Genomic DNA, 12,639 nt, shown 5'->3' with positions numbered 1-12,639 from the left:
AAAACTTTTCTGACTTTTCTTCAGCCATTTATGAATGTTTGAATGATGCCCATTTGAAACATAAAAAAGAACTGGATTCCTTGCTGACTCTACGATTTCAGAAGTTTAATAAATCTCAGATTATGAACGTCTAAAGTATATTTAATTCCACCCACCTACTTAAGAGCGGTATTGTTTGGTTGCTCTCCTAAGAATTGATAAGAATTGCTAAGAATTAGCAAAAAACTTGCCATAATTTTGGCGAACGCTCTTTACAATTAAGTTAGAAGGGCAAGGAGGAGCAAGCCTAATGAAAACTTTTGTTGAGCGTTATCGGTCTTGGTTTAATTGGACAACCCTAGCCATGGTTGTTCTCGGTTTCTGGTTAAGTGCCAGTTTCGTCATCGATTTAATCATTATCCCCAGCTTATCCGTAGCTGGCATGATGACACAAAATGGCTTTGCCAGTGCCGGTTACTTGCTATTTGGCATTTTTAACCATCTGGAATTAGTTTGTGCGGCGATTGTGCTGTGTAGCTTTGTTGTCTTCCACCGCTATCATACCTTAATCCATCTCCCCGAACATCGATCGCTCCTATTCGCCGGTGTTCTCTTAGTAATCACCCTAATTTACACCTATTTTCTCACTCCCAATCTGAGCGCTATGGGTTTACTAGCTCCCGTTACCGCGTCGGGAATGTCGGGAGAAATGATGTCCTTGCAGATTGGTTACTGGTTTCTAGAAGTGGTTAAAGGTTTAATAGCTTTTACCCTGTTGCGCTGGTGTTGGCGAGATGCCTTTAAGTTGGCTTAGTTTTTGATTACAAGCGGGGTTCAACCCGCTTTTTTTAGTTCTAGCAATATAATCCGCCTATTTGATTCGTGAACAGAGACGCAGCACAACCATCGAAGCCAAGAATAGAGATAGAGGTCGTAAATATTTTACATTTCAATTAGGCGCACTAGGGGATTCCATGGTTGATAACGAACAGGTTTAATAACTTGCTAAGTGGGTGGGTGGAATTAAATATAAGATGAACGTAGGTTGGGTTGAAGCATGAAACCCAACGCCCGCTCATGTTACGCTACCGCTAACCCATCCTACAAATAATTGTGCCTCCCTACTAAGAAAAAATCTAGGGGATTCCATGATTGATAACGAACAGGTTTAATAACTTGCTATCTAAGAATAAATCAGTTACAATTCTTGCAAATTAACTTCGTCTGTGAGGAAAGCTGGAAGTGTTGTTAAAAAAAGCAAAAAGAAACGGCCGTATAAGACACATATTTTCTGGAGGAATTTTGATCACATCCTGTGTGGGGACAGCCATACTTTGCGATCGGGTGAAGGCCCTTCCTTCCCCCTTAGACATTGACGCTGCTTCTATTCGGGTATCCCAGGAAAAAATTATCATTAATTCCCCCGTGGAATTAGAGAGGAGAGAAAGAGTTCTGACAACCAATTCCTTCTCGACAACAGAGGGATTAACCGATAGTAATCTGGCCTTATCCTTAGAAAATAAACCAGATAAATCTTCCCGCGATACTTTAGCAACAGAAAAGACCAGGACAATTTCAACCCTAGAAGAATGGAAGGCGAATCTAGGGACAATGCAAGCGAGTCAGCTTTTACCAGCAGGAGATAATAGCTCGCCAGAAGTCGAAAAATGGCAAGCGCAAGCATCCACCCCAGTTGATACCAATGTTTCCCCCGAATTACAGCGTTTACGTCAAGATTTTCTGATTGAGGAACCGAAAACCCTTTCTGCGAAACTGGCGGAATTTGTGGTTGCCCCTAGTGGCAGTATCTCTACTCCCATCGGTTTTGGAGCGAATTTTGGGCAGATTTTCGGTGGTTTCGCTTTCCAGTCGAGAACCCGTTTTACCAATCAAGCAGATGGCGGGTTAGCCCTAGGGGTCGGTTTAGGAGAACGCCAGAAAATTGTCGGTTTAGATGTAACTCTGGCGATTTTGAGCCTTTTTGGTGATAACGCCGGACGGGGTAGTTTTAGCTTTAAAATTCACCGTTCTCTGCCAGAAGGTTTTGCTGTGGCCCTAGGATTTGAAAACGCCATTCGCTGGGGTGGGACAGATGCCGGTAGCAGTATCTACGGGGTGGTGAGCAAATTTTTTCAGTTCACAGAAACAACGAAAGAACCCTTTAGTCAATTGACGCTCTCCTTGGGTGTTGGTGGTGGTCGTTTTCGCTCGGAAGGAGCCATCGAAGATGGGGTAAATTCCCTCGGTGTCTTTGCTAGTGCGGGTTTACGAATTGTTGAACCGGTCTCGGCCATTGTCGAATGGTCGGGTCAAGATTTAAACGCAGGTATTTCCCTGATTCCCTTCCCGAAAGTCCCCTTGACGGTTAACCTTGCCGGTGCTGATTTAACGGGCAATGCCGGGGACGGCGCTCGCTTCGTCATGAGTATCGGCTACAATTACTTTTTCCCCCGTTAGTCGGTTTTTAGATTGTCTAATTTAGCTTTTTGAATGAGGATTAAGACCATGTTGATGAAATGGTTGACTAATTGGCAAGTTTCCCTAGTGGCGGCGGTTTTGCTGACCAATGCCCTAGTCTCTCCCGTTATGGCGCAAACCGGCAACCAATCCGATGCCACTGGCCCAATTCTTTCCACCGGTGATTTTGCCGGTCAAACTTTCCCCAGCACCACGACGGTAACGGGATTTCAGGGGGGAGAACCGGCTCAAATCGCTGTTAATCAGGCGGCCGCTTCTCTGAATACTCTGTTAGCTGATAATAATTTAACCTCCCTCACGGGTACCCCGATTCCCGCAGCCGTTCAGCAATCGCTACTGAGCATCTTAACAGGGGATGCACAGGCGGGTAATAATATCAATGCTGTCATTGCCGCTCTTTACTCAGCCCCCGGCACAGCGCCTTTAAATGTTATTGAAGACTTATTGGCCAGCTTAGAGAGACTGCTCAAAGATAAGAAGGTAGTTCCAGCTAAATTGCTGGCGGCGGTGCGGGCCTATAATGCGATGATTTTAGCCAGTAACGAAGAGTTTCTCCGCAATCCCCCCGCAGAACTACGAGCAATTCAAGCATTCTTAGCTAAATTGGTGCAACCCACTATTAGCTAACCGCGTTTTCCCTACTGACTTGAAAGAGGGTGTGGGGTGTCGGGTGTGGGGTGTAGGGAAGGAAACCTCTTTCATCTGTGGGGGTGAAAATTTTTTCATCGGGACTGACTTCACCATAGTCTTCTCGGATTAGAGGGCTCTGGTGAAGGCTCTACGGTGGGCGCGGTGGTTGGCTGTGAGGGGGTTAGAGAAGGGGTATTTCCTCCCCCTAAGGATTCTTGGAGCTTGTCTCGCAGTTTTTTGGCGGTATCGGACTTAGGATTAATTTTGAGAGCTTGTTCGTAGGCGGCCAGCGCCTCTTGGGAGCGTTTCCAGTAGGTCAAGACCAGACCTTTCCCATACCAAGCTTGATAGAGTTGAGCATCGAGTTGCAAGGCTTTTTCATAGGCGGCATAGGCGAGGGCTAATTGTCCTAACCGCCACATTGTATTGCCTTGATTAAGCCAGTTTAGGGGATTAGTATCGTTCTTATGGGGAAATTCAAAAGCCTTGTATAATTCATCCCCAATTTCTTGCAAAGATAAGGTATTGGGGGGCGAATTTTCGACATTTATCTGCCCTTGAATGCCAGACTGGGGTGCTAATTTCAAAAAAGTAGTGATGGGAATAGCGAGACTAAAGCCAATTGGCACGGGAACCTTTTCGATTTTTTCGGCTTCATTTTGTCCGTGAACCGCGATGACTCGTCCATTGATATCCAACAATGGACCGCCACTCATGCCCCCATAGGTGACACTGGTATAAACTATCTCATACCCCAACTCCGGAGGAAATATTTTCAGCAAGGGTGTAATGTCCTTGGGTAGCACTTTCCCCAGATTGAACAATCGTTTCCGCTTGCCGATAAATTTCGGGTCGGGCCATCCAGAAGCAAAAATAAATTGTTCGTCAGCTACTTGATAGTTAGCCAAGGTCGCTAACTGATAATTTTGGTCGCTCTGAAACTGCACGAGAGCTAGATCTACTCCGGGTAATTTTTTGATGCTATTGTAATCGAGCGGATATTTCTTACCATCCCAGGTAATAATTTTTAGTTGATCGTAATAGAACTTGCAGGCATCTCTAGCATCTTTACAGATTACATGACTAGCAGTAAGAACAGTATAAACCCTTCCTTCTTTGGCAATAATTGATCCAGAGCCATTAGCAGTAATTTTCCCATTCGCCCCTTCTTCTTCTGAGGGGATTAAAACGGTAATCTTTTCAGCAATTTTTTCTATCTCCTCAGCTGTTGATGCCTTAGCAATCTGAGGAGAAACCACAAACACCGCTATACTAACTAGGGCGGCGGAAATTTTCAAGAAATTGTTGCTCATTCTGGTTTAAAAATACAGTTGAGTGGAATTTACCAGAGTGGTGTGGGAGCGGGATTCTTTTCTCTTGGGGTTGACGAGGATGGAGAAGGAAAATCTTCCCAGAAAGTGGGTTCTCTATGGGTGGGAAGCGGTGGGGGTGACACTGCGGGCCGTTGCCGACTGGAAGCAGATAAAGAAGATGACCCCGATTGTAAAAAAGTCCCGATAGGAATCGCCCAACTTAATCGACTCATTTGTTCCCACAGTGCTGGTGAAGTCACTGTTCCATCAGCAAAAACGTAGGATTTACCCCAGAGAGGATAAGCATGAATCCCGTTAATACCAATAACTTTACCTTGCCGATTTAGCAGCGGTCCGCCACTCATACCATTTTTAATCTTATTGGTGTAGCCGATTTGGTAGCCTCTCGAAAAGGATTTATCACTCAAAAGCGACAGTTTACCCACGGTGAAGGTAAATCCTTGTTCTGTCGGGCGATCGCCATCGAAGGGAAAGCCAGCGGCGAAAACTTCATCTCCGATAGCGAGATCATCGACATTAGCCAAATCAGCAATAGAATAAACTTGGCTACTGCGAAAAGAAACTAAGCCTAAATCATAATCATTCAAGCGAACTGTTCTGACCAACTCACCCCGATGTATCTTGCCGTCAGGGGTTTGTATTTGCCAACCCCGATAGCGATACCGCCCTAAAACATGGTCATTCGTGAGGACTTTGTAGGAAGAACCCTGCTTTTCAACTAAAATGCCCGAACCCCAGCCTTGCCCTGATAACACCTTAACAGTAATTGCTCTGGCTAACTGACGCAGCTGTTGTTCTGAAAGTTGCTGAGAGCTATGGGCATTGGCCTGGTTAGGTTCCAGAGCAGGAGCATAGCTTTGGACAGCAAGCAAAGGTGTGGACAGTCCCAATAATAAACTGCCCGCACCAGCCAAAATTCTTTTTATAGGCCGACTCACTTGATCACTATGCTCCTATCTATAGAACTATAAAAGTTTACCAAACAGCGGGCGTTGGGTTTCCTTGCGTCAACCCAACCTACCTTATCTATAGAACTAGAAAAGTTTACCAAACAGAACCGCCCGATGGTTTTTGGGGGGGTTGTTCGGGAGAAGTCTCCGGCAGTGGAGAGGGGGACGAACCGGTGGCAGGATTTGTTTCCACGGGAGCATTTTCTAGGAATTTATTGAAATAGACAATGACAGAATCCGATGAGCTTTCAAACAAAGGCTCGACGGCGCCTGTCTCCCGGAGGTCGAATAGCTGTTGGATTTTCTCGGTTGCGTCTTCCCCTCTCTTGAGGGTAAATAATAGGTTACTGCTATTTGCCCGTTCTCGTCCATGACTAGGGGAATAGATGACCGGCAGACCATTGAGATAGCCAGTGGTAATAATATCAATTCCTCTAGGTCGAGCGTCAAGGGTATTGAATCGTTTAGTTACTTCTAGACACCGTTGCTGGGGAGTGTAACCGGAACCGCTAGAATAACGAGAAACCCAACGAATCACAGGTTTGCGTTCATTAGAGCCGACTTTGACATAGGTTGTGGGAACTCCCACATGGGGGCCTGTCACTGGTAAAAGACACTCGAATCTGGTTTGAGCTTGGCTCGGTGATTGTAAGGTCAAGGCAGCTCCTACACCAATCAGACCAATAGTCAGAGTTTTTGTCAAAGTTTGTAATGTCATTGTCCTTATTCTAATCCTGCAAAGGGACTCTACTATACACTTCAAAGGTAGCTGTTATTTCTCCGCAAAACCAACAAAAGCAAAGCTTTTGCAACAATTCTTATTTTTTGGGATTACCCTTTCTTCAAACCACTTTAAGAGAGCAATCAGATGAGTTCGTTTACCCCAAAGCAGACCAAACTTCTAACTTACTGACCACACGACGAATCACCTCATCGGTAAACTCACTCATGGTCATTTGGCCCCCTAAATCGGGGGTTTTTTTGCCCTCGTGAATAGTTTCAAAGACACTTTCATAAATTGCCCGAGAAGCTTTGCGCGCTTCGCTAGTTTCGATATAACCTAACAAAGCTGCCGAGGCTAAAATCATCGCCATGGGATTAGCGATATTTTTGCCCTCTAAAGCCGGGGCCGTGCCGTGGGGAGCTTCTGCCATAATGGTTTTAACCGCTAAGGTCTCCTCATCAAATCCCAAAACTAAACTTTCGGCCCCGGCAATACTGCCATAGAGTTGCAAGACAAAATCAGATAATAAATCGCCATCGCGATTAAGTGCTGGAATCACCAAAGCTTCGCCGTCGGTTTGTAAAAGTAGGGCAAAAGTTGCATCAATTAACAGGGGTTGATAACGCACTTCCGGATGTCTTTGGGCCGCCGCGTCTAATTCCTCTTTAAACATCCCTTCGTAGGTGGCACTAACGGTGAATTTTGGGCCACCAAATACCCGCGCCCCGGTTTTTTTGGCCTGTTGAAAGGTAAACTCGGCCACAGCGCGACTGGTAGCCCTAGAAATGCGCGAGGTGCGATAGGCAATTTCATCGCCGGTGGCAGTGGTTTCTCGCCATTCTTTGGCCCCGTAGGCATCGTCAACGGCCATGCGGACAATGGCAATGGGAGAATAAACGCCCCCAATCGGACGAATACCGGGGATACGGCGACCGATGCGGAGAATTACCTGAGAATTCATTGCTTCTCTTAAAATAGCGTTAGGACTGCCCACATCTCCTTTAATTTCTGGGGTGATGGTGGCAGCTTTGAGAGCTAATCCGGTTTTTAGAGTCGCTTCGGCGGCCTCGTGAACCACTTGATTGTTACTCTGGCGACGCTGGGCTAAACTAAGATCAAAATCGGCAAAGTTAAGCGGTTGACGAATTATCGAGGGTTGCAATACTCTCAGGGCTTCTAGTAATAGTTCTTCTCCAGTTTGGTCGCCGTGCATGACCACAATAGTGGGGATATTTTCAGTCATAATTTTTGAGTTTTAATAAAAATTTTCAAGTATATCTTAATGCTTAATTGACCGTTTAATCGGCTAAAAAAGATACTTTTTACCTTAATTAATTCTGTAATTTTATCAATCTTGCAGAAAAAGATATATAATACCAAATCTGGTTATTAAAAACCGATTATTTATTCTCCCTTTTGCCTTTTGCCCCCCTTGATAAGGGGGGATCCCCCCTTAATCCCCCCTTTGATAAGGGGGGTTTGATCCCCCCTGCCCCCCTTGATAAGGGGGGTTCGATCCCCCCTGCCCCCCTTGATAAGGGGGGATCCCCCCTTAATCCCCCCTTTGATAAGGGGGGTGCCGATAGGCGGGGGGATCTACCCTTAATAAGGGGGGTATCTGAAAGTTTTTAACACCTAGCGACTTAGAAGAAAATATATAATTAATATTATGCCCGATCGCTAATTAAATTAGCAATCGGGCGGTGGTGAGAATTAATTAACCCAAGATTTAGAAAGCTTGTTCAACTTCGGCAATTTCGGGAATCACTTCCCGGAGACGACGTTCGATGCCCATTTTTAGGGTCATGGTGGAACTGGGACAGGAACCGCAAGCGCCTTGAAGACGCAGTTTGACGACTGGCCCGTCGATTTCGACTAATTCCACGTTACCACCATCCGCCATCAGGTAGGGGCGCATTTCATCTAAAACTTGTTCGACGTTATCAGGAGTCAGTGTTAAAGACATAATCAGCTTCTGGTCAGAGATTTATTAGAGTGTAAGTAAGTGGTTTCAATTAAATTGAAGATAGATATTGTCTTTGATCCCCCCTGCCCCCCTTGATAAGGGGGGTGCCGATAGGCGGGGGGATCTACCCTTGATAAGGGGGGTGCCGATAGGCGGGGGGATCCGACAATTTTTAATACCCACCTACTTAGTTACTTCGATCCTAACGCTTTTTGGGCGGGGATAACCCTTAAGATTCTAAAAGCTGCAGATTGATAAAAGTAAATTCTGTGGTGGATTTTTCGCCCCCGGCATCGATTGCGTTAATCACTTGACAGGAGGGTAAATAATAATTACCGATTTTTTCGTAGGTTTCCTTAAAGTCACGTTTTCCCTTTAATTCATCGGTTTTAGCATTGCGGAAAATGGCATTATAGCGAATAGAAATATAACCTTCTCCCGTATCGAGACTTTCCTCGGTATTAATAGTAAAAGCCATCGGTCCCATGACTCGACTGACTTGACAGATTTCCTGGCCGCGGACCTTATAATTAGACCCCATCGCATCGCCGGTGACAAGAATTTCTACCGCACCGGTGGGATCATCTTGCCCGAAATTAAACTGGTTTTTGCCGTGGGAGGCATCAAAATTGCCTCTTTTACGGTGAGTAACGATGTCGCGCATTTGATTATAGATACTTTCTTGCACTTTCTCGTCATCAATGCCCGTTACTTCCACACTATAATCGGCATTAACTTGAATTTTGCCTGTATGGACTTCCTCCCCTTGGGTGAGGATAATATCAGCAGTGTAACCGGGGAATCCTTCATCCCAAGTGTAACGGTTTTCGTAGGCGGAGCGGAAAATATCTCGGGCGTTCGTCGTGGCTACAGTCATAATCGCTTTACTTGTGTTGATAACTCCATTTATATCATTGTCGCTGATTTTTTCGCCTCTGGCCGAGATTTCTAGCTGATCAAAAAATCGGGCTAAAATAGAAAAAACTCACCCTCAGCGACCACGGCGATGGCAGAAGAAACGGCGAAAATCAAGCTTTATCGGAAAACCTATCAACTTCCCCAACTAAATCGCCCCGATTTATTAATTTTGCAGGATCAGATTCAAGAAAGACAGCAACTGATTAAAACCGGAAAACGGGTCCGCAATACATGGCTAGGATTGAGGAAAAAAGAAGAACCCCTAAATTTCGAGGAAACTTTTCAAGAATTGGAAAGATTAGTCAAGGACTATAACCAGTTAATCAGATTTCTCGCCGACCATAAGGATGAATACCGGCGGTTTTTCCAGTCACTGACCGAGGAAATCAAAGAGGCAGTGGCGGTTAAATGCCAGAAATTGGCAGAAACAGAGCGAAAACGCCAATCTTTGGAGAATAGCATCGGCTCGGCTGAACTGCGAGATACCCTGAGACTACAGAAACAGCAGATTTTCCGCACCGTGATTCTCGTTGGTCGCGCCAGCTTGCTCATGCTCAAGAAAATCGACTTAATCAGCGAAAGTATCCAGAAATTAGCTGAAGATCAGGATACACAAAAACAGGTTTTCTCGAAAATGATCGGCGAGTTGAACGGGTACAAACAAGTGTATCAGTTGCAGCTGGAGTTAGATAGTCTGGAAAAAGAAGCGATCGAAATGGCCAAAGTAGCCATTAATCTAGAACAATACCTAAAACCAATTATCGGGCAGTTTCAAGGCTTAATCGATCGAGTAGTGACCATTGACGGGGAACTTTCCCGCAGTGTCAGCGAGGTGGAATCCCTCGTCCAGAACATTCTTAGTTCCGAATCGGCCGTATCTTTCCGCAAAAACGAGAATCTATCGGCTAGTTTGCTCAATTTCCTCGTCACCAGCGAAGAAAAGCGCGACCGTTTAGCGATCGCATTAGAGCGAGCCGAGCAGGAAGGATGGCAATGGACGGAAGTGGAAATCCCCGACGAGGAAATCGAACTGGAAACCGCCATTCAGCGCATCAACAACCATGTAATCGAGAGAGTCGGGAATTTTAGCACCTCCGTCGTCGGTGACTCTCCTATTCCTCCCCCTCCTAAACCAGAGACACCCCTAGACAATAAAACTCCATTTACCGAAAACCTACCCAATCGAGTCACACTAGAGATGGTGAGCTTACCAGCAGGTGAATTTCTCATGGGTTCTCCTGATAGTGATTCTGATGCTGGGGATTGGGAAAAGCCTCAACACCAAGTTAAAGTCAACAGTTTTGCGATCGGCAAATATCCAGTGACTCAGGCACAATATGAAGCGGTAATGGGAACCAATCCCTCTAAGTTTCAAAACAATCCCCAAAATCCCGTAGAAAAGGTTAGTTGGAACGACGCTCAAGCCTTTTGTCAGAAATTGAGTCAAATAACTGGCAAAACCTATCGCCTCCCCACAGAAGCAGAATGGGAATATGCCTGTCGTGCGGGGACAACCACTCGCTATTATTTTGGTGATGATACTAATCAGTTAGGAGATTACGCTTGGTATGGCGGAAATTCTCAGAAGACAACTCATCCTGTGGGTCAGAAAAAGCCCAATGCTTGGGGACTCTATGACATGAGTGGCAATGTTTGGGAGTGGTGCGAAGACAATTGGCATAATACCTATGAGAATGCGCCAAGGGATGGCAGTGCTTGGCTGATAAAGGATAATGATTATTACATAGTGCGGGGCAGTTCTTGGTACGGCAATCCGGATCTCTGCCGTTCTGCTTCCCGCAACAACGACTTCCGCCGCGGCAGCTACAACGGCAACCTCGGTTTTCGGGTGGTGTGCGGTGCTGGGAGGACTCTGTAACCCTTTTTCCCTTTTTACCCTTTTTACCCTTTTTCTCTTTTTCTCTTTTTCCCGCCGCTAGGCGGGTCGATTTTTTTTGAGATTTTTAATGGCTTCCATTACTGTTAATATCTCAGATGAACAGTTGAAGACTTAATTAGGGTTTGCATAGAAGATTCGATTTTCAATTTCTGTCGATGGCGTTTGGAACAAGGGGTTAAGGCTTGTGTTCGATGCCATCAAATCATTACAGATATGCCAATAATCCCAGATGATAGAGAATAGATATTTCCGAAAATTAAATATGCGTAATCTGAAACCCTTGGTAGGGACAATTCATGAATTGTCCCTACATTTTTGGAGTAAAATTCATGAATTGTCCCTACGTTTTCGGAGATGTCTAATGATGACACAGCTAGTCTCTCTGCTATAGTACAAAAGTCGTTTAGCATGATACGCTATCTAACCTTAGTGCGATCGCTTTGAACCTTTCCTATTCCCTTTGAGTTGCTTGTCTAACCTGTTCGATATCTAATTCTAAAGCCTGTGCTATCTGTTCAAAGTTTAATCCTAATGCCAATAAACGAGGAATAGAGGCTAATTTTGCTGCTAATTCACCTTCTTGTCGGCCCTCCTCTCTACCTTCTTCTAAAGCTTCCTGATACACTTTAGTTTGTTTTAAATCACTTAAACTAAACATCGCTTCTATCTCCTTTCTACTGACTTGGGGTAACTTATAAACCAAAATTGTCTCTATCAATTCTAAAAGTTCTTGCTGTTGTTTGACCTTAGGGAATGCTTGTCTAATCCGTGGAATTAATTGTTTTCCCTGCTCGATCGCTCTGGCGGTTGGTGCTATAATTAATTGTAACATCGATATTCCCAGGGATTCCACTTCCCTTAATTCCTCGAGATAAAAACGTAAAATCCTGCCTGAGTTGATTAACTCCCCATAACGAGCCGTCTCTACGCTTTCCACTGAACGCCGAGGATAAATAACTACTCCCTGCCAGTTGTTGCTTAAGTCCGTTTGGTGGAGATAGAGGAAGATTTCACTGAAGAAACGGGAATAAAACCTATTATCTTTCTGAAATTGTACTTCTAGGAAATAGATAGGCTGATTGGGTGTATCAGGCAAAAAGACTCCATCGAGACGAAAGGACAATTGTTTAACTTCCACCGAGGAGAATTGATAAGAATTGGCGGTTTCGGGGGGAAGGTTCAACAAATCAAAGAAACAAGCGGGAAATCTTTGTAATAGTTGATAGAAAATACTGTCAGTTTTCACGCAATTAAACTCAAAAAGATGCCTCTAGTTTAGCAGAAGTTTTTTATTGTGTTCTTCAGTAAGCTCCTGTTTTTGAGCAATTGGGATGACGAAGTAAAAGCTTTTTCGGCAAATTGTCCCCAATTAAGAGAAAGGTTGCGGGATTTTCGGGGTGATTTTTACTTGATGGCTACCGGCAATTGTATCAATTTGTCAAAGTTTGAACTTTTCCTATTCCCCTTGAGTTGCTTGTCTAACCTGTTCGATCTCTAATTCTAAAGCTTGTGCTATCTGTTCAAAGTTTAATCCTAATGCCAATAAACGAGGAATAGAGGCTAATTTTGCCGCTAATTCGCCTTCTTGTCGGCCTTCCTCTCTACCTTCCTCTCTACCTTCCTCTCTACCTTCCTCTCTACCTTCTTCTAAAGCTTCCTGATACACTTTAGTTTGTTTTAAATCACTTAAACTAAACATCGCTTCTATCTCCTTTCTACTGACTTGGGGTAACTTATAAACCAAAATTGTCTCTATCAAT

At 44.7% G+C, this 12,639-nt stretch carries 11 protein-coding genes and 2 pseudogenes; 5 read left to right on the top strand and 8 right to left on the bottom strand.

Features of this window, described 5'->3' with window-relative positions; translation table 11 throughout:
• The 4 genes and pseudogenes from O9290_RS17780 to O9290_RS17765 all read left to right on the top strand — a co-directional run.
• Positions 1 to 134, top strand: a pseudogene (locus O9290_RS17780) (IS630 family transposase); the annotation flags it as partial.
• Positions 135 to 289: 155 nt separating this feature from the next.
• Positions 290 to 793 (top strand): hypothetical protein, encoded by a 504-nt coding sequence (locus tag O9290_RS17775; RefSeq protein ID WP_002735260.1) that lies wholly within the window; start codon positions 290 to 292, stop codon positions 791 to 793.
• A 428-nt stretch (positions 794 to 1,221) separates the two neighbouring features.
• A complete protein-coding gene (locus O9290_RS17770) occupies positions 1,222 to 2,436 on the top strand; it encodes a hypothetical protein (RefSeq protein WP_353852149.1) in 1,215 nt (404 codons plus the stop codon).
• Positions 2,437 to 2,484: 48 nt separating this feature from the next.
• Positions 2,485 to 3,084: a hypothetical protein gene (locus O9290_RS17765; RefSeq protein ID WP_288059668.1), complete on the top strand. Its 600-nt coding sequence runs from the start codon at positions 2,485 to 2,487 to the stop codon at positions 3,082 to 3,084.
• 110 nt (positions 3,085 to 3,194) lie between these two features.
• Here O9290_RS17765 and O9290_RS17760 read toward each other — a convergent pair whose 3' ends face one another.
• The 6 genes from O9290_RS17760 to O9290_RS17735 form a co-directional block, all read right to left on the bottom strand.
• A complete protein-coding gene (locus O9290_RS17760; RefSeq protein ID WP_288059666.1) occupies positions 3,195 to 4,400 on the bottom strand; it encodes a tetratricopeptide repeat-containing S1 family peptidase in 1,206 nt (401 codons plus the stop codon).
• 29 nt (positions 4,401 to 4,429) lie between these two features.
• Positions 4,430 to 5,359 (bottom strand): S1 family peptidase, encoded by a 930-nt coding sequence (locus O9290_RS17755; protein ID WP_288059663.1) that lies wholly within the window; start codon positions 5,357 to 5,359, stop codon positions 4,430 to 4,432.
• A 106-nt stretch (positions 5,360 to 5,465) separates the two neighbouring features.
• Positions 5,466 to 6,089: a COP23 domain-containing protein gene (locus O9290_RS17750; RefSeq protein WP_288059661.1), complete on the bottom strand. Its 624-nt coding sequence runs from the start codon at positions 6,087 to 6,089 to the stop codon at positions 5,466 to 5,468.
• A 160-nt stretch (positions 6,090 to 6,249) separates the two neighbouring features.
• The gene (locus O9290_RS17745) at positions 6,250 to 7,338 is read right to left on the bottom strand and encodes an isocitrate/isopropylmalate family dehydrogenase (protein ID WP_002774283.1); all 1,089 of its coding nucleotides are present in this window, start codon (positions 7,336 to 7,338) and stop codon (positions 6,250 to 6,252) included.
• A 486-nt stretch (positions 7,339 to 7,824) separates the two neighbouring features.
• A complete protein-coding gene (locus tag O9290_RS17740; protein WP_002779291.1) occupies positions 7,825 to 8,061 on the bottom strand; it encodes a NifU family protein in 237 nt (78 codons plus the stop codon).
• Between the two features lie 229 nt (positions 8,062 to 8,290).
• Positions 8,291 to 8,938, bottom strand: coding sequence for a DUF3386 domain-containing protein (locus O9290_RS17735; protein ID WP_004268696.1), 648 nt, complete (start codon positions 8,936 to 8,938; stop codon positions 8,291 to 8,293).
• Between the two features lie 129 nt (positions 8,939 to 9,067).
• Here O9290_RS17735 and O9290_RS17730 point away from each other — a divergent pair, with 129 nt between their 5' ends.
• On the top strand, positions 9,068 to 10,858 hold the full coding sequence (locus O9290_RS17730) for an SUMF1/EgtB/PvdO family nonheme iron enzyme (RefSeq protein WP_288054986.1): 1,791 nt from the start codon (positions 9,068 to 9,070) through the stop codon (positions 10,856 to 10,858).
• Positions 10,859 to 11,330: 472 nt separating this feature from the next.
• On the opposite strand, the gene O9290_RS17725 is transcribed toward O9290_RS17730, so the two are convergent.
• Together O9290_RS17725 and O9290_RS17720 are read right to left on the bottom strand one after the other, a co-directional pair.
• Entirely contained in the window at positions 11,331 to 12,125 is a 795-nt protein-coding gene (locus O9290_RS17725; RefSeq protein ID WP_288087352.1) for an Rpn family recombination-promoting nuclease/putative transposase, read from the bottom strand.
• Between the two features lie 210 nt (positions 12,126 to 12,335).
• Positions 12,336 to 12,639, bottom strand: a pseudogene (locus O9290_RS17720) (Rpn family recombination-promoting nuclease/putative transposase); the annotation flags it as partial.

It is taken from the genome of Microcystis sp. LE19-41.2A (assembly GCF_027530405.1).
Lineage (GTDB): Bacteria > Cyanobacteriota > Cyanobacteriia > Cyanobacteriales > Microcystaceae > Microcystis > Microcystis aeruginosa.
The sequence above is the reverse complement of the archived record's forward strand: the minus strand, read 5'-3'. Positions and strand labels throughout refer to the sequence as shown.